The sequence below is a fragment of the Hymenobacter sp. genome (genome assembly GCF_036387835.1).
In the GTDB taxonomy this organism is placed as follows: Bacteria; Bacteroidota; Bacteroidia; order Cytophagales; family Hymenobacteraceae; genus Hymenobacter.
Map to the genome: position 1 here is coordinate 34540 of NZ_DASVSY010000052.1, position 23138 is coordinate 57677.

A 23138-nucleotide genomic window follows, 5' to 3' on the forward strand; every position below is an offset into this window, starting at 1 on the left:
GCTTCATGCATTTGCATCGCAACATTCTAAGCTTGGCCGTAGCGGCCAGCGTTCTGAGCCTGGCCTCCTGCAACAAAGGCGGCGACTTCGCAAAAACTAAGTCTGGCATCGAGTATAAAGTCTTCAAGAACGAAGGCAAGAGCTATTCTCCGCGTGAGGTGAGTGCTGAAGGCGACGCCACTTATAAGAGCCGGGTCGGCAAGATTCTGGCGCTGGACGTAGAATACCGCACCGCTAAAGATTCGATCCTTTTTAACTCGCGTAAGCAGCAAATGGGCATTCCAATGCGCATCGAGTTGCAGGAAGTGAAGATAAAGGGCGGTCTGGAAGAAGCCATTGCCTTGCTGCAACCCGGCGACTCGGCCGTGTTCCGCTTCAACGTCGATACCATCTTTGCCAAGTCGTTCCGCCAGCCGGTACCACCTTTCATGAAGAAAGCCGGCAACACCATGACTATGCTGGTGAAAGCGCAGAAGGTGCAAACCCGCGAAGAGGCTATGGCCGACCAGCAGCAAGCCATGGTGAAGCAGCAGCAGACAATGGTGGCACACGCCGCCGAACAGAGCAAGAAAGACGACGCGATTCTGCAGGAGTATGTAAAGAAAAACAACCTGAATGTGCAGAAAGACACATCGGGAGTTTACTACGTGGTTACCTCACCCGGCACGGGCCCTAAGCCGAAAACGGGCCAGACGGTATCCGTCAAGTACAAGGGCACGCTGCTAGACGGCAAAGTGTTTGACTCCTCGGAGAAAGCGCCTCAAAACGGCAAGCCTATTGATTTTGCAATTGGCGTAGGCCAGGTAATTCCGGGATGGGACCGTGCCATACCGTTGCTCAACAAAGGCAGCAAAGCCACGCTGCTGATTCCGTCGCCGCTGGCCTATGGTCAGCGCGGCGCTGGTACCGACATCCCCGCCGATGCGCCCCTGCGCTTCGATGTGGAGTTGGTGGATGTAAAGTAAAGCCTGAGCCGCGCCGGTTTGCCGGCGCGGCATTTTACCTTTTTGCCGCTTATTCTTATGAAAAACAGTTTCAAACGCTTTTCACTGTTCCGCATGGCTGCGCTGCTGCTCGTGCTAGCTATGCCTATTTTGTCAGGCTGTAAGGACGACACAGATGATGGCACCCAGGCAGCGGCCATTTTACTAGAAGAATCCAAAGTCAAAGATGACGTTCTGATTCGGGATTACTTAACCCGCCGCGGCATCACGGAAGGAACTGGTATCAACAAGTTTCGGCGCTTAAATGGTGAGACCAACAACGGCATCTATATTGTTGACTTGGTTGAGGGACCAACTAGTAGCGTGAACATCATCAAGGGCAATTCGGTAGATGTACGCTACGTTGGACGGTATGTAGGTGGCGTCATAATTGGTGATGCCGTTTCAAAGAACAAGGAGGATGATATCTTCGATAACTCAACAGAAAAGGGTACACCCTGCGGCTGTCTTCCTGCAACGGCTGGTGCCACAGGATACATTAAGGGCTGGAACGAAGGACTGTTCTTCATGAAGAAAGGCGACCGGAAGCTAGTTCTCATTCCGTCGTACTTAGCCTATGGATCAGGTGTAGACGACCAGGGCAGGCGCGTCTTTGATCCTTATGAGCCCCTGGTTTTTGACATGACTATACTAGATGTGAAGTAAGCACACGTTGCCTTGAGCCATTTGCATAGCTTAATGGTCAAACGTAACTAGATTTGTGTGTCGGCGGTGGCATGAACCAAATAGTTGGTTCTGTCACCGCCGATTTACGTTCCGGGCATCAAGCAGTTCGGCACCTATAACTTTTTATAAGAGCAACGCCTGATCAAAGAATAGTCATTTTATCGTTCGTTCTGAAGTTGGCACGCCCTTCTTCCTGCAATTGCCTTCCGCTTGTTGTAAATTTCTGCTTCCCCGAAAGTCTTTTATCCTTATGAAGCCTTTATTGATTCGCTCCTCATTGTTTTTAGCTGTTTTATTGGCGGCAACCGGGCTACTTGAACAGTCGGCCTATGCCCAGGCTAAGGCACCGGTAAAAGCGCAGACGAAAGCCCCGGTAAAAGCCCCGGCACCAACCTTCGGCCGAACCGCTTCGGGCATCGAATACAGAATTTACCGCAAGACTAATGGCCGTTACCTATTGCGTACCGATGTAAATCCGGCCGGTGATCCGACGTACGCGAGCCGGGTGGGCAAAATCCTGGCGGCGCATCTTCAGTACCGTACCGCCAAGGATTCCGTGCTGTTCAATTCACGCAAAGACTTGCTTGGCATGCCTGCTCAGTTGCCGCTGACAGAGTTGAAAGTACGTGGCGGCATAGAAGACGCCGTGGCGATGCTGCAGCCTGGCGACTCGGCCGTGTTCCGTTTCAATGTGGACAGTGTGTTTGGTAAGTCGTTTCGGCAGCCGGTGCCACCTTTCATGAAGAAGGCTGGCAACACCATGACCCTGCTGGCCAAGGCCCAAAAAGTAATGACACCGGAAGAAGCCGCGGCCGACCAGCAAAAAATGATGGAGCTGGCCCAGAAAAAGGCGGCTGCGGATGCCGCCCGCCTCTCACAGAAAGAAGATCTACAGATTCAGGCATATTTGAAAAAGAACAACTTGGAAGGGCTGAAAACAACTGGCGGCACCTACTATGTTGTGACAAAGCCAGGCACTGGTCCTAAGCCCCTGAGTGGCCAAACCATTTCGGTGCTCTACAAAGGGATGCTGCTGGACGGCAAAGTATTCGACTCGTCGGAGAAGCAAGGCGGACGCCCTATCTCCTTTGCCTTGGGCACTGGCCAAGTGATTCCGGGGTGGGACCAAGGTCTGGCGGCCCTTACGCAAGGCACGCAAGCCATTCTACTCATTCCCTCCTCGTTAGCCTACGGTCCCCGCGGCGCCGGCGCCGATATCCCGGCCAACGCCATCCTACGCTTTGAAGTGGAACTAGTAGAAGTGAAGAAGTGATTAAATAAACTGGCTGTTCTGTCGGCGTGGAAGTGGCGGAGTGGTGCCACTTCACTTAGAGGCTATTCGAATAGGGAATGTCGGAATGACAAGGGCGTTGCCTGTTCAAATAGCCTCTAAGTCGCTAAATCATCAACTCCCTATCTATTCAGCTAACACTTCTGATAGAATGGCAAGCGAGCGTACTTCGCCTAGCCGCTCAACGTGGAGCTGGTAGTAGCGGATAATAACGTCGAGCAGTTCGCGGCGTACCCGGCCGTTGGGAATGGTGCTGCGAGTAGGGTCGGTCAACAGCTCGTCGATGTATTGCTCGAACTCTTGTAGCCGCAATACCATTGGGCCGCCGCCCTGCGCTGTTGGCACCGTAGCCGCAAAGGCCACTTGCGTTATAATTTCTTCGCCTTTCTCAACCCCAAAACCCAGGTAGTTAGCCAGGTTGAGCAGAAAATACAGCGCGAAGTTTTCGTACCCTTTCGTTTGCTGATCGAAGGCTAGCAAGCTGTCGTGGAGAAAGTTGAACAGCGGTTCGTTTTCTTCTTCCTCCAGCACCGAATGGTTTATAATTTCAGATAGCACCAGCGCCACGCTGCTTTTTTGCACCTCGTAAGGAATGCTACGATACGATTCCGAGCACCGGAATTCGGAAAGACGAGTGAGTCCGCCGTTTCGGGAAGTGTACGCTACCAGTTCCAGCAGCGTGAGCGGTTGAAACAGCGCAATGCGCCCCGGCGGCTTAGCCTTGCGCACTCCGTTCACAACGTAGCTCTGCACGCCAAGCCGCTCAGTGTACACACGCGCAATGATACTGGTCTCGCGGTACTTGATGTAACTCAGCACAATACCGCGGGTTTTAATTAGCATAGCTGGTCATTTAACAGTTAACAGTTATCATTTAACAATTAGCAAGCGTGGGCTGTCAAGCGGCTCAGCTAGTGATTCACTAGGCAGCCACGCTTGCTAATTGTTAAATGATAACTGTTAACTGAACCTTACTTCTCCACTACGGCAATTTTGCTGATACAGCCGTTTTTGCCGTCGGCATCCGACGAAAGCACTAAATACACCCCCGACTGCACCTTACGACCATTGTAGTCGGCTAGGTTCCAGATAACGCCCCCGCCCGTGGCCGTAGTTTGATACACCAGTTTACCGGTTACGTCGGTGATTTTGACGATACCGTTGTTGGCCAAGCCGGTTACCCCTACCTGCCCCGTGAAACTGGTGCGCACCGGATTGGGCGATACTTTAGCACAATCTTTCGGCACTCCTTCCGTCACGGTAGCCGACCCTCGGTACGATGCCACACCTGCCGAGGTAGCAATGAATACCTCTCCGGTCCGGTCGTTTACGGCTATGTCGACGATGTCGTTGGACGGTAAAGGACTATTATCGGTGGTGAAGTGTAGCAGGGCTTCGTCGGCGTTTTCGCTGAATAGCCACAACCCTCGCTCGGTACCAAACCACTTGCGGTTGGCCCCATCTACTGCCATGGCCTTTACTACATCATCACCGAGCGCTGGATAACCTACGCCTTCTCCCCGGCTTACAATAGGCTGGTTGAAAGAGGTAGTACTCCCGGCTATAAACACCGAGCTAGGGTCATCTAAGTAGGCTACTCCTTTGCCCGTGGCTACCCAAATAGCGCCTTTTCGGTCTTTGGCCATAGCCCACACCAGGTTCGAGGGTAAGCCACGGTTGCCGAACGAAAAATAAACTGGAGCAGCTTTCGACACATCGTCGTACGCAAAAAGACCAGCGCCATCTTTTCTTGCCTGCGCAACCCACACGCCACCAAAATCATCGAGCACAAGGCGGTTGAGGTTGTTGAGAGTGGCAAAAGGAATAGTGCGCCACGTGTCCGTACTCGGAGTAAGAACGTGTAAACTTGGGCCGGGGCGCTCAGGATGGCGGGTAGAAACCCATATATCGCCATTGGTAGCTTCCGCTACATCCATTACCCGTGTGAAATTTGGATTATCTACAATAGCACTCACCAAGGGTACCCCGGGTGTACCCTGCGTATACTGCTTGAAATCGCCCGGACCTTTCCAGCGTAGCAACCCGCCGCCGTAGCTGGCAATGTATAAGGTTCCGTCAGCCGCCCGAACTCCCCGAATCAAGTCTTTGATATTGGGGAATTGGGTGATGCTCGGGTAATTTTCCTTGGTATAGTTGGTCCAGCGGCCGTCCTGGTACTCGTAGAATCCTTTTTGGTAGTCGCGCTGCGGAGAAGCTTCGGTGAACCCCCCACTGAATATATCCACCGTATTAGTACGAGCATCGGCCAGCACCCCAAAAGCGGTAGTTTCCTGCGGGGCGTTAGTAACAAAAGACTCGAAGTTCTGCCGGTCGGTAGTTTTCAACAAGCCACGCTGGTAATCAGCAATGTAGAAAGCTCCATCGCGCGAACGAAGGGCGGCTAAGGGAAAGGGCGCAGAGGTGGAATTGGTCAGAACACTCATCGCATTCGACGCAGTCAAGATGGTTACTTTTTGGTCGGCGGCAATCAGCAAACCTGCTCTAGAAGCGGTAAGACCTTGGTACTGATTGGCGTAAACACTATATACTGGTTCCCATCCCCTACCCGCTACATATCGCTGCGGATTGCTGAAATTACGGCCCGTATAGGCTTGTCCATTAAAAGTGGCGAGGGTTCGGAAGGTGTTGTCGGGAGCCGGTAAATCCAACGTCCAGCTGCGGTAGTTAGCTTGATCGGCAGTAAGAGGAGCGCGCAGAATGCCTTTGTCGGTGGCCAGAAACAAAAAGCCATTTGCTACGGTACTGGCATAGGCCTTTACCTGTGTCCCAAGCGGCCCGATGTTGGAGAAAGTATCGCGCACTTCCAGTTTAACCATGTCCAGCACCACCAAGCCAAAGTCGCAGGACAAGTAGGCAAAACGGCCGTTAAACGAGATATGGTTGATGGTTTTGGTGCCGGCTATCTGCTTGCGCTGAATGTCGTTAACATTGCGGACGTGGGTGCCGTCGGCGCTTAGCAGGTCGAGGTTGGCGTCGCGGTAGGCCACGAGCACCTGCTGGCTCACCGAATCGTAGGCTACCACATTGGCCCCTACACTACTGAGGCCGTCGCGGCGGGAAAGTATAGTTGTGGTGTTGGTTTCCTTGTCGAAATAGAAGAAGACATCATCGGTGGTAACATAGATGCGCTGGCCGGCATCGGCTAAAGTCCGGGCCCGGTTGTTGGGCAAGTGCAGCTGCCAGTCGCCGAAGCCCACTGTGCTTTGCGCTTGCAGTGCAGCAGGCGTAACCAGAAGCAAAACCGCCAACCCAAAAATGGTATAGCGCAACGTGCGTACTAAAAGTATCATAGACGAAAGATAAAGAGCAACTTGGCTATCAACTGCTATTCCAACCATCCGCGCATCAGGCAGAAATTGAATGGCTTGTTAGAGCTTATACTTGAAATTCCCCGGCCCTTTAATGTGCACACAGAGTAAATAGTAGTTCAACGCCTGAGCTCGGCATTTAGTGTTTGCGCTGCCCCGCCGCTTCGGTACCCGACTTTTCCTGCATTCCTCCCAAAAAACAAGGTCGGCAACGGGCTTCATAGGCATCGGTTTCCCCAAGCAAGATTTTATCCTCAGAAGCCGCCACTCGAAACGAATACGAGGCTATTTCGCCGCAGCACACGCACACGGCGTGCACTTTGGTTACGAATTCGGCGACGGCCATCAGCGCGGGCATGGGGCCGAAAGGACGGCCTTGGAAATCCATATCGAGGCCGGCCACGATAACGCGGGTACCGCGGTTGGCGAGTTGCACGCATACTTCCACCAGGCTCTCATCAAAGAACTGCGCTTCGTCGATGCCCACGACATCGGAGCCGCTGGCAAGCAGCAGCATTTCCTGCGCCAGGGGCACCGGCGTCGAGCGGATGCTGTTGGCATTGTGCGACACTACGTCTTCGACGTGGTAGCGGGTATCGAGGGCGGGTTTGAAGATTTCGACCCGCTGCCGGGCTATTTTGGCGCGGTTGAGCCGACGAATCAATTCTTCGGTCTTGCCCGAAAACATCGAGCCGCACACCACTTCAATCCAGCCCCGGCGGGGTACGTCGCGGCCATGGCCGCCGCGGGGTTCTATAAACAACTTCGTGGAGAGTAACTGAGTGACAGAGTAACTGAGTGAAGTATTTCACGGTCTTGAAGGCCGCTACACTTCCAGCTTGACAGCCCAAATTACAACTTTACCGCCGGAAGCCACCACCATTTCTCGTCGGTTTTCCTGGATGGAATTGAGTTGCTGGTTTTTAGTTTCTGGTTTATAGTTGTTGGTTTTAAGGCAAACCAGAAACCAGCAACTATAAACCAGAAACTCAATTACTCCACTTGGTAATGCAGGTGCGGTAGCTTGGTGGCTTCGGGTACGCGACCTTCTACATCACCCGCAGGAAGGCAAGTTTGGCAGGTAAGGCGCTCGTTTTCTTGCAGCCGGTTGGCGGTGCGATAGCGCAATTCGGCGGCCGTGGGGGGCGTTAAGGCCTCGGCGCCGCTCACCAGAATGATGCGGCAAGTGGTGCAGCGGCCTTTGGCGCCGCAGGCGTGCATCCAGTCGTAACCAGCGGCTTGCAGGGCCGCCAGCAACGTACTACCAGTTGGTACAGGCACGGTGGCCGGCAGGTTTTGCACGGTGAGCGTAGGCATTTTCCTTAACTTTCAGGCCCGAATCTGGCTTTTCAATGAACGACAAAGATAGCAAGACCCCACGCGAAGACTATGGCCGCAGGCTAGCCGCCCACCTCTGCGACCAGCATTTTGGCGCCCGCCCCACGACCACCCTCGACGGGCCGGCGGTGCTCCGTTTCACCCCCATCCGGCAAGTGAACCTGTTTGTGGTGCAGCAGCTGCTCTCCCAATGGAAACAGGAAGTGGCCCGCCTGCGCAGTCCGTACTTCGACTTCGAAGCAGACGATGTACGCACGGCCCTCACCCAATTCATGAACGTACTATCGCGCCGCATCAAGCTCAGCCGCCCAACCTTCGAGCCGTTACTCGCGCGCGCCGTTGCCGATACGCTGGCCATGGCCCACGACCCGGTGAGTACTTTCGACGATAAGCTCCTCGACCAGCAACCCACGGCAACCACAGCTCAGCTGCGCGATACCCTTCGCTACCTCGACCTCAGTAAGCCCCTCTATCAAGGCTTTGTTGACACGCTGCCGGCTGAGGGCACGCTAGAGCGGGAGGACGTATTGAAGCGGTTTGGTCGGTATCAGGAAGCTAACAACAAGCTACTACAACCCTTAGCTGCGCTAGTAGCAGAGTTTAATGCGTTGCTGCCGTTGCGCGAAGAGGACTTGCAGCCGGTTACTCCGGCGGCTCCCGTTACTCCCGCAGTTTCTGCCGCTCCAATGGCGCCGGCGGCACCCGAGCCAGCACAAGCACCCGTAGTGCCCACGCCGGAACCGGAAAAGCCAGCACCTAAACCCGCTTTGGTACCCGAAAGCAAACCCACTACACTTGCACAGGAGCCAGCAACCAAGGCTGACGCTCAGTTAACTGTGGTGCCACTGTACGAGAAGCTGAAAGCTAACCAGCCAGCTGGCCAGCCACTAAGCGAAACCCTACGCCCCGAGCGTCCCGCTGCCACCCTGGCTGAGCAGGCGCCAAAAGTGGAAACGCTCCGCGAGGCTATTTCCATCAACCAGCGTTTCAGCTTTATCAATGAGCTATTTGGAGGCGAGAATATGGAATATCACGCCGCCATCCAGCACCTCGACACGCTACCCAACGCCGAATTGGCTAAGAACTACGTGAGCCAGCAATTGGCTAGCAAGTACGATTGGACGCGCAAGGAAGAGCACGTAAACAAACTACTGAAGCTGATCGACCGGAAATTTGGGTGATTTTTGGTTGGTGAATTGCTGATTGTTAAATAGTTGATTGTTGAATGTTCAGCTATCAATTAGATAGAAACTAGTGAAGCTGTTCAGGAAGTCCGCTAAACTCCTCTAGCTCGTCCTACTCTATCTGGCGTTTGCTTGCCGCAGCATCTCGCTCGGGTGGTAAATCAACAGCACCTCAACCTCAGCACGTGGGATGCTGCGGCAAGCAAACGTCAGATAGAGCCGGACGGACTGTAGGGTTCCTAAATAGGTCAATAGCTAACAATCAACCATTTAACTTTTCAGCAATCAACAACCAACAAGCACCCTCGAAAGGCAAAGCGCGGTGGCAGGAACTGGCATTGGTGTATCTGCTGGCGCTTGGGGTGCTGGCTGGCCCAGCCTACACCATGTATGTGCACTACGACTTTTCGCACTCCCTTGACACGCGCAGCTACCTGAGCATGGCGCGGGGCGAGTTTCGGGATGCGAGTGTAACGCGGCGCTACCGGGTGCTGGTACCTGCCGCCGCCGCGGCTATTGCCTGGCCGCTCGAGCAGGTATACGCCCGCATCTGGTCGCAGCGCGCCGCCACTGATTGGCCGCTGCGGCTGGCTTTTTATGTACTCAATACACTGCTTATGGCGGGTACCGGACTAGTGCTGTATGAAACCAGCCGCTTGTATGGGGCCTCGCCGCCTGCTGCCGCGCTGGCTGTGGTAGCCGTGCTGTGTAGCCGTTGGGCGGTCTATACCAGCGGGCTACCCCTCGTCGATAGCCTGTACATACTGGTGTTTGCGCTGGCTTTTTATGCAGCGCGTAGCGGCTCGGGCGCTGCGCTGGTACCAGTGCTCCTGCTAGGGTGGCTGGCAAAGGAGTCGTTTGTGTTTCTGGTGCCGTGGCTGTTGCTGTTTGGCCGCCGGGCCCTGCCGTGGCCCGCACAGGTAGCGTGGCTGCTTTTGGGAGCGGCATTGGCTTTCGGGGTGCGGTATTGGATAGATGCCCGCATTGGAGCACCGCCCGCCGCGAGTGTGCAAAACGCGCTCAACCATGTTGAAAACCTTAGCTATTCGCTACGGCGGCTGCTTTCGGTGAAAGGGGCGGGAGAGATATTCAGTGTATTCGGATTCTTTTGGCTGGCATTGCTACTCGGCTGGCGCCGCGGGAAGCGGCCCTCCTGGCTTGGGCAGCTCGGGTGGCCTGGCGGAGCATTCGTAGCGGTAGTAGTGGTGCACATGCTTCTTTCCAGCGACCTAGGCCGTATGGGCTACCTCGCAGCACCAGTTTTTGCAGTAGCTTTTGCCCTGGTGCTCACACAGCAGTTAGGCGTGAAGCAGTTGGCGCTTGACTCCACTATTGAATCCACCATATAGCGAAGCTGTTTGGGAAGGTGCTCGCCCGTCATATTCTATCTGGCGTCCGCCTGTCGAAGCATCTCGCCAAGGTGGTATATACTTTGGCAGCCTCAGCACACGAGATACTCCCTCTTGGGACGCCAGATCAAGCATGACAGAACCGTTACAATAATCATCCCCGACAGAAGTCAGGGGGCTCCGTAAATCATCGTCCCGACCATTTTTACCGAATTTCGGTTAGATAAACCGGGCCGAAGGAAGTGGGGAAAGAATCGACGCGGGCGAGGCGGTAGCCGGCTAGTAGCTGCCGTTGCGCATCGTCGCCGCCTTGGGTGAGGCGGGCGCGGTCGAGCAGGTTAGGGCCGCCGAGGGCGTCGGTGTAGATGCGCTGGCCGGCGGCGCGGCGAGTTGCCAGCCACGCCCGAAAGCGGGCAGGCGACTGGCCGCGCCGCTGCACCAGCAGCGCGGGGGCGGGCAGTACCTTAGCGGGACCTATAGGCTCGCCGGTGATGTAATGAAGTTGGTTTAGGACCAGGTTGGGGTCGGCCAGCAGCCACCAGGCAGCCGGCTCCTGCTGGATACGAGCCAGCAGCGCGGTGGTGTTGGTAAGGCGCAGCGTATAGGCTGGCAGCAGCCCAAACGTCAGGTTCCAGAGCAGCAGCGAAGCACCCATCCACGGCAAGGCGGTACTTACCTCTGGCCGGTTCACTAGTAGTAGCGCCAGCAACGCCGGTAGCATCACCATAAACTCGGCGTTGCCTTCGGCCCACACCGCGCAGCCTAGCTGCAAGAGCAGCACCAGCAAGTGGGTAAGCCAAAACAGCCGTTCAGAAGCCGCAGACGAAGCAAACAAAACACTTGGTGTTACTGCTGAAGAAGACGTGGAATCTACTCGTCGGCTTTGCCAGAGCTTCCGAATTGCCAACAGCATCAGTCCTCCGCTCAGTACCGCGAAGCCGCCTAGTGCTGGCCAGCGCCGTAACAAAGCCAATGTGGAGCCGTGCATTTGCCCAAACGTGCGGATTAAGTTGATAACCGTTAGCAGCAACGTGCGGCCCGAAGGCCGGGCGCCGGCGTGCCCGGCGTACAAGTCGTGAAATACAAAGTGCCAGAAGGCAACGGGCGTGAAGGCCAGCTTCCAACTCGGCATAGCTGCCACGTAAGCCAAGGGCACCACCAGCGCGGGCAGCACGTACAGGCTCATCTTCCGCCAGCGGCCAACGGGACTTGCGGCCATGGTGCCTACTAGCAGCGCCAGCCACCAGCCCGCATGAATTTGGTGGAACAGCGCCGCCAGTGCCGCCCACGCGCCTGCCGCCACCCAATGTTGGTTTCCACCTTTCCGCACAGCCTGCCACCAGCTTCGGCTTGCCAGCAAGGAAAGTAGCAGCGGCAGGATATACGTTTCGTTTTCGGTGGCAAAGCGCAGCATGCCGAAGCTGCTGCCTACCACTAGCAGCCACCCCGCCACCGGAGCCGCAGCACCGCCCACTCGCCGCAGTAAGTCGCGCAGCACCAGCAGGCAGCCGCCAAACGCCACCGCGTTGAGAACCTTGAGAGCCGCCAGTGCATCAACTGTAGCCGGCAGTATGCGCACCCACAACCAGCCCGCCGCATTGTAGAGCAAGTGGTGCGGCTGAAACAGCTCATGCCCGTGCCGCACGCAGGCGGCATAGTACCAGGCGTCGACGGTGGAGTTGCGGGTGGGCAGCAACAAACACAAACCCGTCAATACCCCCGCAATCACCCATTCTGCTCGCTTAGAGCGGGTGGAACTTCGAGGCGCGGCAATGGCAGAGGAAGCAAGTGGCAAGGGCAGCAGCGCAAAGTAGAGGTAAACTGTAGGTTTTGGGCTACAGCGCCTACCGTTCCAAGTCCTGCTTGCGGTAGGCATCAATGCCTAGCAAAATAAACAGAAGCGTAGTGAATGACCACAACGAGGAGCCCCCGTAGCTGAAGAAAGGCAGCGGAATACCAACTACCGGCGCCAGCCCTATGGTCATACCGACATTTATGGCAAAGTGGAAAAAGAAAATGCTGGCCACACAGTACCCGTAGGTACGCCCAAACACCGATTTTTGTCGCTCTGCCACGTACAGAACGCGCCCGAGCAGAACCATGAACAAGATAATAACGGTGGTAGAGCCCAACCAGCCCCACTCCTCGCCTACCGTGCAGAAAATGAAATCGGTGCTTTGCTCGGGCACAAAGTCGAACTTGGTTTGCGTGCCTTGCAGGAAGCCCTTGCCCACAAACCCGCCCGATCCGATGGCAATTTTAGACTGCGTCACGTTCCAGCCCACGCCTAAGGGGTCGGCCGAAGGGTTGATGAGCACCTCGATACGCTTGCGTTGGTGCGCTTGGAGCACGTTGTTGAAGAAGAAATCAACCCCGAACACCATGCCGATAACTACCGCCCACACGCTCAACGAAAGCGGCAGATGGTGACGCAGCGCCTTACGATTGAACAGAAGCACCAACCCCAAAATCAGCGTGAAAACGCCTACTAGCCAGAGCTTGGGAACCAGCAGCGCCAGAATCAGAATGAGGCCCGCCGCCGCCAAAATCAGCAGAATCAGCGGCGACATACCTTCCCGAAAATAAGCCAGCAGAAAGGCCCCGAACACCAGCGCCTGTCCGGTTTCGTTGGAAGCCAGAATGAGCAGGGGCGGCAACAGCGTAAGCCCGGCCAGCACCAGCTGGTCGCGGAAGTTTTGCTGGCGCAGGTTAATGCTGGCCATAAACCGCGACACAGCCAGTGCCGTTGTGAATTTGGCAAACTCGGCAGGCTGCAAACGGACGGGTCCTAGCTCCAGCCAGGAGCGCGACCCGGCAATCGGTCGGGCCACCACCATCGTGACGATGAGCAGCACAATCATACCGCCGTAAAGCAGAAAAGCAAACGTGTCGTAGGCCTTGTAGTCGATAACCACCAGCACGACAATGAGGGCTAGCGCGGTGCCAATCCAGAGAATCTGCTTGAACCAGTTGAAAGCCATCAGTTCCGAGAAGCTGAGGTTGCGCAGCGGATCGGCGGGCGCGTCGGGTGAATAGCTGGCCGCGTACACGCTAAGCCAACCTAAGCCAACCATCAGCAAGTAGATGAGCACAGTCACCCAATCGAGGCTGCGCGAATATCTAGCTGGAGAGGTGGGCATTCTGAATAGATGTTAGGGATGAGTGAGCAGCAGATGCTTCCTCACAACTGTTCTGCAGCTTTGCTTTAAATAGGGAGCTAGCTCTTCGATGCTATGGTCTGCGGCACCGTGCTAGCGGTGGCGCCTGATAAATCGGCTGGCGGGGCTTTGAAGCCAAACTTCCCAACGCTTGCGCCATGGTGCTATGTGTCCGCGCAGATACTTCTCCATCATCAAGGAAGCCATGGGCGCCGCGGAGGAACCACCGAAACCGGCATTTTCGATGAAAACCGCAATGGCAATCTTGGGGTCTTCGGCCGGCGCAAAGGCAGCGAAAGTAGCGTGGTCCTCGCCGTGCCGGTTCTGAACGGTACCCGTTTTGCCAGCCACCGAGATGCCCACATCGAGCAGTGAGGCATTGTTACCGGTGCCGCCGCGGCCATCTACTACGGCCTGCATCCCCGGAATTATCGCTTCGAAATGCTGAGCCTCAACTCCCACCGGATGGCGCACGGTGTATTGCGGCAGTGGTCCGCCGTTGCCGATGGCCCGGACGAAGTGCGGCGTGTAGTACCAGCCCCGGTTGGCAACAATGGCCATGATGTTGGCCATTTGCAAACCCGTAATACCCAACTCGCCCTGCCCAATACTGAGCGAATACACCGTGCGGTAATTCCAGCGGTGATAGCCCAGGTGCTTGTCATAGAACTCGGGCGACGGAATAAGGCCTTTCTTTTCCTGCGAGATGTCCACGCCTAGCTTATCCCCGAGCCCAAAGGCCATCACTTTGCGCCGCCATTCTCCTAATCCTAAGCGAGCGTCTTCGAACCGGTTGGCAGAGCGACCCCGCATAACAGCGGCGCGCATCACCTGAAAAAAGTAAGGATTACAGCTTTGCTTGATGGCAATGCCCACGTTGCTCGGGTACTCGTGGCGGTGGGTGCAACGCACCAGTTTCCAGTTGCAGTCGAAGGCGGTTTGCGGCGTAACCACGCCCATTTGCAATGCCACTAGCTCGTTCACCACCTTGAAAACCGAACCCGGCGGGTACGTGGCCATCAGCGGGCGGTTGAAGAGCGGCTTGGCCGTATCCTGAAGTAGCGCCATATAGCGGTTGCCCATGCCCTTGCCCGTCAGCACCGAGGGCTCGAAGCCCGGCGACGATACCATGGCCAGAATTTCACCGGTTTTCGGGTCGATGGCCACAATAGAACCGCGCTTGTTCTTCATCAGCATCTCGCCGTACTTCTGCAGCTCAATGTCAATGCTGGTGTGCAGGTCTTGCCCCGCCACCGACAGCGTATCGAACTCGCCGTTGCGGAAGGCGCCTTTCTCGATGCCGCGCACGTTTACCATTTTGTACTGCACCCCGCGCCGCCCCATCAGCTGCGGCTCGTAGAATGCCTCTATGCCACTGATACCCAGAAAGTCGCCGGGCAGATACTTGGCGTACTTTTCTTTTTCCAGAAAAGCCGGCGTAATGGTACCCACGTAGCCCAGCGCATGGGCCATGCTCTCGGTGCGGTACGAGCGCGCCATGCGGGCCTTGATGCTGAAGCCGGGAAAGTCGATCAGGTTGTCTTGAATAGCGGCTAGCTCGGGCGTACTTAAGTTCTGCACCAGCGGCGACGCCTTCACGCGGCTGTAGCTGCGAGCTGCTTTCAACCCTTCGCGCACTTCCTCGAGTGGCAGTTGCAGCAGTTCACAGAAACGCAGAGTATCAAGCTGTTTCACTTCGCGCGGCACCACCATCAGGTCGTATACCGGGGTGTTCTGGACCAGCAGTTGGTTGTTGCGGTCATAGATCAGGCCACGATACGGCACCTGCACAATTCGCTGGAGCGTATTGCGGTCGGCGGCCAGTTTATAGCTGCCGTCAAGTACTTGGATGTAAAACAGACGGGCGCCAAAGGTGATAGCCACTACCAGAAAAATAGCCATCACCACATACCGCCGTCCTTCAAGGTATTGCAAAGCCGTATATTCTGATTAGAAAGCATTTGCGGCCACCCGGCCGGATTCACAAAGATACACAGGAGTAAGGTGGTGATTGAGTGAATTTGCTGTTCGGCTTGCGCGAATGATGTAGACGGCGGGCCGGGTGGCACCACCTCACCCACGCCGTCCGAACGTCAAATTCACTGAATCAGTGAATTACTAACTCACCGTCTCACCACTAACGCCCGCGGCGGCGGGTGGGGAAGAAAATCAGCTGGATGATGAGCAAGGTGAGGCCGGTGAAAAGCGTACTCACGACCACTTTTACCAACGTGAGGCCGAAGGCCCGGAAGCTGCCGAGTTCCAGTAGGAAAAAGGCCAGGTGGTGCAGGCCGACAAGCAGCACGATATAGACCACAAACCACTGCCCGCCCATCTGATGCACGTTCACCGAGTCGGAGGCTTCGTACCCGTCGCGGGGGGTGAGCAGGCGTAGCACCCAGGGGCGCAAATAGCACAGCAGCACGGCGGCGGCGGCGTGCACCCCGCCGGTATCGTAGAAGATGTCCATCAGCAAGCCCATGCCAAAGCCAAGCACCAGCTGCAACACAATGGAGGTGCCGATGGGCAGAAACAGCAGGAACCCTAGATAGAAAAAGCACCAGCCCAGCTCGAAAAGCACCAGCCGGCTTACCAGTAGCATGTGTACGCCCGCAAAGAAGACGAGGCGCAGCAGTTGCAGCAGTATAGCTCCTACACTTTTCATGGCCGCTCCTCCCCTGCTGCTTCTGGTCTGACGCCTGCGCGGGCTTCGAGCGTATCGCGCTCGGCTTTCAGCCGCGGATTGACTACATACACATACTCCAGGTTCGAAAAATTCACGGCCAGCCGCACCCGCACCGTCCAGAAGTTCTTGTCGGGCTCCTTCACAAACGAGTCGACTATCCCAATCAGAATGCCTTCCGGAAACACCGCATTGTAGCCCGACGTGACAATGGTGTCGCCGCGCAGCAGCTTGTTTTGGCGCGGAATGTTGTCGAGCAGCGCGTGCGTGGGGTCGTCGCCGAGCCACTTGATACTGCCGAAGGTGTTGTCGCGCTTGATTTTGGCGGAGATAAACGTTTTCGAGTGCAGCAGCGACGTAACGGTGGCAAATTGCTCGCTCGCTACTTTCACCCGACCCACCACGCCGCCCACCGACAACACCCCCATGCCACTACGCACTCCGTCGCGGGTACCCACGTTCAACGTCAGGTAGTTATCCACACGGCGCATGGTGTTGTTCACAACCCGAGCTGGAATAAGAGGATAGTCCGGGTCGCGGGTGGGCAGGGTGCGCAGCCCCAGCAGCAGCGAATCGGGGTAGCTCAGACGAGCCAGTCGTACCTGCGAGGCGCTATCTTGAGGCACCGATAGGCTGTCGGATTCGCGGTGGCTTAGGTCGCTACTGTAAAGCTGCTGCCGCAGCGCGGCGTTTTCCTGCACCAGCCGTTGGTTGATGCTTTCCAGTTGAAAGTAGTCGTAGATGCGGTTGCGGGTAGCCAGAATCTCCCCCACGTAGGTATTCGCAGAATTGAAAAATGCCGCCCGCTGGTAGGTGCTGTTGCGAACCAACAAGTACAAGCTCGCTATTTCCAGCAGCGCAAACACGAGCAAGCCTCGGTAGCGAAACAGGAAAGCGAACAGGTTGCGCATAAAAGGAGCTAGAAGTCAGAAGCTAGGAGTTAGGAGCAGACAAAGAGAACTAGCTACGCTGTTACTCCTAACTTCTAGCTTCTAACTCCTAACTCCCAAACACTACGTCAGCAGTACGCCTCTAAAGGCCTGAATATCTTTGATGGCTTTACCGGTGCCGCGTACTACGGCGCGTAGCGGGTCTTCGGCAATGTGAATGGGCAGCTTGGTTTTCACAGCCAGGCGCTTGTCGAGGCCGCGCAGCAAGGCGCCGCCGCCGGTCAGATGAATGCCGTTTTCGTAGATATCGGCCGACAGCTCGGGCGGGCTGATTTCCAGCGCTTTCAAAACTGCTTCTTCGATCTTGGCCACCGATTTATCGAGGGCAATGGCAATTTCCGAGGAGGTTACCTTGATAACTTTCGGGATACCCGTCATCAGGTCACGGCCACGCACTTCGTAGTCGGGAGGGGTGAACTCCAACTCGGTGAGGGCGGCGCCTACTTCTATCTTGATTCGCTCGGCGCTCCGCTCACCAATCAGCAGGTTGTGCTGGCGGCGCATGTAGTCGAGAATGTCCTGGTTGAACACGTCGCCAGCCGTTTTGATGGACTGGTCGCAGACGATACCCGACAGGGCGATAACCGCAATTTCGGTGGTCCCGCCTCCAATATCGATAATCATCGAGCCGATGGGCTGCTCTACGTCGATACCAATACCGATGGCGGCGGCCATGGGCTCCTGAATCATCCAAACTTCCTTGGCGCCAGCGTGTTCGGCGGAGTCACGCACTGCGCGCTTCTCTACTTCGGTAATACCCGATGGAATGCAGATGACCATGCGGTGCGAGGGCTGAAACAGGCGGTTCCGCGTGTCAATCATCTTAATCATGCCCTTAATCATTTCCTCGGCAGCGTGGAAATCGGCAATTACGCCGTCTTTCAGGGGACGAATAGTTCGAATATTATCGTGGGTCTTCTCGTGCATTTGCTGCGCCTGACGACCTACGGCAATTACTTTATTGGTGGTACGATCTTTTGCGATGATGCTCGGCTCATCCACAACAATTTTGTCGTTATGAATGATGAGCGTATTGGCCGTACCCAGGTCGATGGCGATGTCGCTGGTAAGGAAGTTGAAGAAACCCATTGGTTGACGGCAAGAAAATGAGTACAAGCGAAGATTCACTTGTACAAAAAGTGGGGACAAAAGTACGGAAGTTCTGGTCGAAGTGGTGAAATTGTGAAGTTGTGAAACGTGTGTTTGACGTTCTAATTATGCATAATGCGCAGATAACACTTGTAGAACATTAAACGAACCATTTCACAACTTCACAATTTCACCTACTAGTGCTTGAAGTGGCGCACGCCGGTCAGCACCATGGCCATGCCGAGGCGGTTGCAGGCGTCGATAGAATCCTGGTCTTTGATGGAGCCACCAGGCTGCACCACAGCCCGAATGCCCGCTTCACCGGCAATGTCGACGCAGTCGGGGAAGGGGAAGAAAGCGTCGGAGGCCATGACTGCACCTTTCAGGTCGAAGTTGAACGACTTGGCCTTGTCGATGGCCTGGCGAAGCGCATCTACCCGCGAGGTTTGCCCCACGCCCGAGGCCAGCAGTTGCCCGGCCCGCGCCAGCACAATGGTGTTGCTCTTGGTGTGCTTGCAAACTTTAAGCGCAAACTCCAGCGCCGCTACTTCGTCGGTGGTCGGCGCCGATTCGGTAACGGTGCAGAAGTTGGCGGCGCCTTCCGTGGCCCGGTCGAAGTCCTGCTCGATGATGCCGTTGAGTAAGGTCTTTATTTGCTTGGCGGGAAACTCCACCGGCTTTTGGCGCAGCAGAATGCGGTTTTTCTTGCTTTGCAGCACCGGCAAGGCATCGGCTTCAAACTCGGGAGCAATCAGCACTTCAAAAAACAGCTTGTTCAGCTCTGCGGCCGTGGCAGCATCCACGGGCTTATTGACGATGATAACGCCGCCGAAAGCGGAAACCGGGTCGCAGGCCAAGGCATTGAGGTAGGCCTCCTGGAGCGTGGCCGCCTGGGCTACGCCGCAGGCATTGGTGTGCTTGAGAATGGCGCAGGCCGCGGGCCCTTCAACCTGGAACTCCTGCATCAGCAGCACCGCCGCGTCTACGTCTACCAGGTTGTTGTAGCTGAGCTGCTTGCCGTGCAACTGGTCGAAGAGAGCTGCCAGGTCGCCGTGGAAAGTACCGGACTGGTGCGGGTTCTCGCCGTAGCGCAGCGGGGTAGCAGGTTGCTCGTTTTTAGTTTCTGGTTTTTTGTTGTTTGTCGCAGTCGAAGAATTTGAAAAGAATTGCCCGATGGCGGTGTCGTAGTGCGCGGTGGCAGCGAAGGCGGCGGCAGCATACTGGCGACGGTCTTCGAGGTCGGTGGCGCAGTTCTTCTGGCCGAGCAGTTCCGTCACGGCCTGGTACTGGTCGCGGCTGCTGACGACGAGCACGTCGCGGAAGTTTTTGGCGGCGGCGCGCAGCAGGGAGATGCCGCCGATGTCGATTTTCTCGATGATGTCTGCTTCGGGGGCGCCGGAAGCTACCGTCTCCTCAAAGGGGTAGAGGTCGACAATCACTAGGTCGATGGGCGGAATCTGGTGGCGCTCGGCTTCGGCCAAATCGGCGGGTTCGTGCCGACGGTGCAAGATGCCGCCGAATACTTTCGGGTGCAGCGTTTTGACGCGGCCGCCGAACACGGCCGGGAAGCCTGTTAGGCTTTCTACGGCCGTTACTTCAGCGCCTTGCTCTTCCAAAAACTGCTGCGTGCCCCCAGTGGAGTACAATGTTACCCCATGCTCTTTGAGCAGTGCCACCAGTGGCTCTAAACGGTCTTTGTAATAGACGGAAACCAGAGCGGAACGAATGGGCTGCAACATAGCGGAAGCTTTAAGATGGAAAAACGAACGACGCCGCGAAGGTACTTCCATCAGGTCGGCCATGCCAAGTTCCCGTTTGTAATTGTTGGGAACAAGCGGCAAATGCCGGGGCCGCGCCAAGCCTTTTTATCCTCTCCTACCTGAACAAGAGCCTACCTCGTCTGTTAGAAATTGACAGCCTCAACAATAAAACTTGATCGGCAGTACTAGCCAGTGCTATCTATTGTTCTGCTTATGCCTCTTACGTTCATCTCGTCTCCTCAAGCTCCGGCAACTGGCGCCCGGCCTCTCTCTGCGCCGCTTCCTGCTCCTGAAGCAGCTGCGGCCAACCTGGCGCCGCGCCTACTGGCACAAGCCGTCCATTCCGATTTCGAAGGCGGCTTTCCCGAGCAGGAGTTCAACTGGCTGCACGAAGCCGGATTGCTCACGGCCCCGCTGCAAGTTGCATTAGGAGGTGCCGACCTGGCCGAAGCCGAGCAAATCCTGCCCTTACTGAACACGCTCAAGCACATAGGCCGGGGCAACCTGGTAATGGGGCGGCTGTACGAAGGCCACGTGAATGCCCTGCAACTGCTGCAACGCCTTGGTACGCCCGCGCAAGTGGCGCATTGGGCTGCCGAGGCGCAGGCCGGTCATTGGTTTGGGGTCTGGAACACGGAAGCGGCCGATGGTGTGAAACTAGAGCCACTTGCCAATGGGCGCTACCGCCTGCACGGCAGCAAAACTTTCGCGTCGGGGGCGAGCTACCTAAGCCGACCACTACTCACGGCAGCCTTGCCTGATGGCGGCTGGCAAATGCTGGTGCTGCCTGCGGCCGACAACAAACCAATCTATGATGCCAGCTTCTGGCGGCCCCTCGGTATGCGCGGCACCGCCAGCAGCCGAGTTGACTTCACGGGCCTCGAAATAAGCGCCGACGACCTGTTGGGCCAACCCGGCGACTATTACCGGCAACCGTGGTTCAGCGGCGGCGCTATCCGTTTTGCAGCCGTGCAGCTTGGCGGCGCCGAAGCCGTATTCGACGAAACGCGCCGCTTCCTGCAAGCCCTGGGCCGCACCGACGACCCCTACCAGCGCCAACGCCTCGGCGAAATGGCTTTGCTTGTTGAAAGCGGCAACCTCTGGCTGCGCGGGGCTGCCGACCACGCCAGCCGCCCCGGCGCCGAGACCGATGCCGAAGCTACCGTGGCTTACGCCAACATGATGCGCACGGCCCTGGAAGACATCTGCCTGCGTGTGCTGCAACTGGCCGAGCGTTGCGTAGGCGCCCGCGGCCTGCTAAAGCCCGAGCCCTTCGAGCGCCTGCACCGCGACCTAACGCACTACCTGCGCCAGCCTGCCCCCGATGCCGCGCAAGCCGATGCCGGCCGCTTCGCCCTCGACCGCAGTGTTCCGGCTTTCCAGCTGTGGAATGAGTAACCGCACTGCTTTCGATTTCCATACGCTCCCCCTCCGCCCCGCCGCTTCAATAACTGAACTAGGCGCGACAGTGGTTGTCGCCCCGCACCCCGACGATGAAGCGTTGGGGTGCGGCGGCCTTATTGCGTTGCTACGGCGGGCTGCCGTGCCGGTGCAAGTGGTGCTGATTAGCGACGGCACCATGTCGCACCCCAACTCGCGGAAGTTTCCGCCCGCGGCCCGGCAAGCTTTGCGCGAAGCAGAGCTACAGCAGGCTTTGGTTGAACTCGAGGTTGAAGCACCGCTTATTTGCCTCGGATTACCAGACAGCAAAGTGCCGGGCGAAGGGCACACCCACTTTCAGGAAGCCGTAACGCAACTACGGGCCGTGCTATGGGTGGCCCAACCCGCTACCGTGCTTTGCCCCTGGCGCCGCGACCCGCACCCCGACCACCGCGCCACCAGCCAGCTGGTGCGGGCCGCGCTAACCTTTGAGCCCGCGCCACGCCTGCTCGAATACGTGGTGTGGGCTTGGGAACGGGCCATGCCCGCCGACTTGCCTCAACCGAATGAAGCCACAGGTTGGCGGCTGGATATCAGTCCGGTGCTAAATCAGAAGCAACGCGCCATTGCCGCCCACCGTTCACAGCTAGCGCCGGGCATTATCGACGATGATCCTACGGGCTTCCTGCTGTCTTCGGAAATGCTGGCGCATTTTGCGCAGCCCTTCGAGGTTTATCTGGAGGTGATGTAGAAAAGCCTTGCTATGTTGCCGGCCGTTGTCTAACCCCTCTTCTATGCACTACCTACCAAGCACCACTCGTTACCAGGAAATACCGTACCGGCGCAGTGGCCGCAGTGGCCTGAAGCTGCCCGCCGTTTCGCTCGGCCTGTGGCACAACTTCGGCGACGTGGATCTGCTGTCCAACCAGCGCGCCATTCTGCGGCGGGCTTTTGATAGTGGCGTCACGCACTTCGACCTGGCCAACAACTACGGCCCGCCGCCCGGCTCCGCCGAAATCAACTTCGGCCGGATTCTGCGCGAGGACTTCAGCAACTACCGCGACGAGCTAATCATTTCCAGCAAAGCCGGCTACTACATGTGGGAAGGCCCGTACGGCGAATGGGGCTCGAAGAAGTACCTGGTATCCAGCCTCGACCAAAGCCTGAAGCGCATGGGCCTGGAGTACGTGGATATTTTCTACCACCACCGCCCCGACCCCGATACGCCCCTGGAAGAAACCATGAGCGCCCTCGACCTACTGGTGCGCCAGGGCAAAGCCTTGTACGTGGGTCTTTCCAACTATCAACCCGCCGAAGCCGCCGAAGCCATCCGGCTGTTGCGGGAGTTAGGCACACCCTGCCTGATTCACCAACCCAAGTACTCGATGTTTGAGCGGTGGGTGGAAGGCGGCCTGCTCGACTTGCTGGAGAAAGAAGGCGTGGGGTGCATTCCCTTCTCGCCGTTGGCGCAAGGCCTGCTCACCAACAAATACCTCGGTGGCATTCCCGCCGACTCGCGGGTGGCCAAGGGCGTCGGCTTCCTGACAGAAAACCAGCTGACACCTGAGCGGCTCGACCAGATCAAGCAGCTCAACGATTTAGCCCAAGCGCGCCAGCAAAGCCTGGCCCAAATGGCGCTGGCCTGGATTCTGAAAGACGAACGGGTAACCTCCGTACTCATCGGTGCCAGCAAGCCCGAGCAACTCACCGACTCGCTGCACTGCCTGAACAACCTGCAGTTCAGTTCCGAAGAGCTAGCCTCCATCGAGAAAATACTAGCGGCCTAACGCGCCGCCTCAAGTGGTGGACTAGGCGCGTAGCGGCTAGTCCACCACTTGAATTAAGTAGACTCTACTACCTACAACCAGCTGTCCTTCCGTCATTCCGCGCCTCCAGCGGCGAGAGGAATCTGACTTAGCTCGTTCAACGGCTTGGACTTAGATTCCTCTCGCCGCTG

At 56.8% G+C, this 23138-nt stretch carries 19 protein-coding genes; 8 read left to right on the forward strand and 11 right to left on the reverse strand.

Annotation, left to right across the window (positions count from 1 at the left end; genetic code table 11):
* Positions 1 to 5 precede the first annotated feature (5 nt).
* The 3 genes from VF639_RS10565 (at position 6) to VF639_RS10575 (ending at position 2943) form a co-directional block, all read left to right on the forward strand.
* Positions 6 to 965, forward strand: coding sequence for an FKBP-type peptidyl-prolyl cis-trans isomerase (locus tag VF639_RS10565; protein WP_331145866.1), 960 nt, complete (start codon positions 6 to 8; stop codon positions 963 to 965).
* Between the two features lie 57 nt (positions 966 to 1022).
* Positions 1023 to 1649: an FKBP-type peptidyl-prolyl cis-trans isomerase gene (locus VF639_RS10570; RefSeq protein WP_331145867.1), complete on the forward strand. Its 627-nt coding sequence runs from the start codon at positions 1023 to 1025 to the stop codon at positions 1647 to 1649.
* Positions 1650 to 1920: 271 nt separating this feature from the next.
* Entirely contained in the window at positions 1921 to 2943 is a 1023-nt protein-coding gene (locus VF639_RS10575) for an FKBP-type peptidyl-prolyl cis-trans isomerase (RefSeq protein ID WP_331145868.1), read from the forward strand.
* Positions 2944 to 3087: 144 nt separating this feature from the next.
* Here VF639_RS10575 and recO read toward each other — a convergent pair whose 3' ends face one another.
* The 4 genes from recO to VF639_RS10595 all read right to left on the reverse strand — a co-directional run bounded on the left by recO (position 3088) and on the right by VF639_RS10595 (position 7607).
* Complete coding sequence (gene recO / locus VF639_RS10580; RefSeq protein ID WP_331145869.1) at positions 3088 to 3804, reverse strand: DNA repair protein RecO; 717 nt, start codon at positions 3802 to 3804, stop codon at positions 3088 to 3090.
* Positions 3805 to 3932: 128 nt separating this feature from the next.
* The gene (porZ, locus tag VF639_RS10585; RefSeq protein ID WP_331145870.1) at positions 3933 to 6272 is read right to left on the reverse strand and encodes a type IX secretion system anionic LPS delivery protein PorZ; all 2340 of its coding nucleotides are present in this window, start codon (positions 6270 to 6272) and stop codon (positions 3933 to 3935) included.
* Between the two features lie 157 nt (positions 6273 to 6429).
* Entirely contained in the window at positions 6430 to 7053 is a 624-nt protein-coding gene (locus tag VF639_RS10590; RefSeq protein ID WP_331145871.1) for a thymidine kinase, read from the reverse strand.
* A 230-nt stretch (positions 7054 to 7283) separates the two neighbouring features.
* Positions 7284 to 7607: a 2Fe-2S iron-sulfur cluster-binding protein gene (locus VF639_RS10595; RefSeq protein WP_331145872.1), complete on the reverse strand. Its 324-nt coding sequence runs from the start codon at positions 7605 to 7607 to the stop codon at positions 7284 to 7286.
* 35 nt (positions 7608 to 7642) lie between these two features.
* Here VF639_RS10595 and VF639_RS10600 point away from each other — a divergent pair, with 35 nt between their 5' ends.
* Positions 7643 to 8809, forward strand: coding sequence for a hypothetical protein (locus VF639_RS10600; RefSeq protein WP_331145873.1), 1167 nt, complete (start codon positions 7643 to 7645; stop codon positions 8807 to 8809).
* Positions 8810 to 9150: 341 nt separating this feature from the next.
* Positions 9151 to 10161, forward strand: a complete 1011-nt coding sequence (locus tag VF639_RS10605) for a hypothetical protein (protein WP_331145874.1) — start codon at positions 9151 to 9153, stop codon at positions 10159 to 10161.
* Positions 10162 to 10366: 205 nt separating this feature from the next.
* Here VF639_RS10605 and VF639_RS10610 read toward each other — a convergent pair whose 3' ends face one another.
* The 7 genes from VF639_RS10610 to purH all read right to left on the reverse strand — a co-directional run bounded on the left by VF639_RS10610 (position 10367) and on the right by purH (position 19780).
* Positions 10367 to 11956, reverse strand: coding sequence for a hypothetical protein (locus tag VF639_RS10610; RefSeq protein WP_331145875.1), 1590 nt, complete (start codon positions 11954 to 11956; stop codon positions 10367 to 10369).
* Positions 11957 to 12005: 49 nt separating this feature from the next.
* Positions 12006 to 13301, reverse strand: a complete 1296-nt coding sequence (rodA, locus tag VF639_RS10615; RefSeq protein ID WP_331145876.1) for a rod shape-determining protein RodA — start codon at positions 13299 to 13301, stop codon at positions 12006 to 12008.
* 111 nt (positions 13302 to 13412) lie between these two features.
* Complete coding sequence (gene mrdA / locus VF639_RS10620; protein ID WP_331145877.1) at positions 13413 to 15254, reverse strand: penicillin-binding protein 2; 1842 nt, start codon at positions 15252 to 15254, stop codon at positions 13413 to 13415.
* 202 nt (positions 15255 to 15456) lie between these two features.
* Positions 15457 to 15984 carry a hypothetical protein gene (locus VF639_RS10625; RefSeq protein ID WP_331145878.1) on the reverse strand — a complete coding sequence of 176 codons (528 nt, stop codon included), beginning with the start codon at positions 15982 to 15984 and terminating at the stop codon, positions 15457 to 15459.
* Positions 15981 to 16913 (reverse strand): rod shape-determining protein MreC, encoded by a 933-nt coding sequence (gene mreC / locus VF639_RS10630; RefSeq protein ID WP_331145879.1) that lies wholly within the window; start codon positions 16911 to 16913, stop codon positions 15981 to 15983. Before mreC ends, VF639_RS10625 begins: the two co-directional genes overlap by 4 nt.
* A 102-nt stretch (positions 16914 to 17015) precedes the next feature.
* Positions 17016 to 18041 (reverse strand): rod shape-determining protein, encoded by a 1026-nt coding sequence (locus VF639_RS10635; protein WP_331145880.1) that lies wholly within the window; start codon positions 18039 to 18041, stop codon positions 17016 to 17018.
* Between the two features lie 197 nt (positions 18042 to 18238).
* A complete protein-coding gene (gene purH / locus VF639_RS10640; RefSeq protein ID WP_331145881.1) occupies positions 18239 to 19780 on the reverse strand; it encodes a bifunctional phosphoribosylaminoimidazolecarboxamide formyltransferase/IMP cyclohydrolase in 1542 nt (513 codons plus the stop codon).
* Positions 19781 to 20014: 234 nt separating this feature from the next.
* On the opposite strand from purH, the gene VF639_RS10645 reads away from it, so the two are divergent.
* Genes VF639_RS10645 through mgrA form a run of 3 tightly spaced genes read left to right on the forward strand, consistent with a single transcriptional unit; the run spans position 20015 to position 22968 of the window.
* Positions 20015 to 21199: an acyl-CoA dehydrogenase family protein gene (locus tag VF639_RS10645; protein ID WP_331145882.1), complete on the forward strand. Its 1185-nt coding sequence runs from the start codon at positions 20015 to 20017 to the stop codon at positions 21197 to 21199.
* The gene (locus tag VF639_RS10650; protein ID WP_331145883.1) at positions 21192 to 21932 is read left to right on the forward strand and encodes a PIG-L deacetylase family protein; all 741 of its coding nucleotides are present in this window, start codon (positions 21192 to 21194) and stop codon (positions 21930 to 21932) included. Before VF639_RS10645 ends, VF639_RS10650 begins: the two co-directional genes overlap by 8 nt.
* Positions 21933 to 21975: 43 nt before the next feature.
* Positions 21976 to 22968 carry an L-glyceraldehyde 3-phosphate reductase gene (gene mgrA, locus VF639_RS10655; RefSeq protein WP_331145884.1) on the forward strand — a complete coding sequence of 331 codons (993 nt, stop codon included), beginning with the start codon at positions 21976 to 21978 and terminating at the stop codon, positions 22966 to 22968.
* The last annotated feature ends 170 nt before the right edge of the window (positions 22969 to 23138 follow it).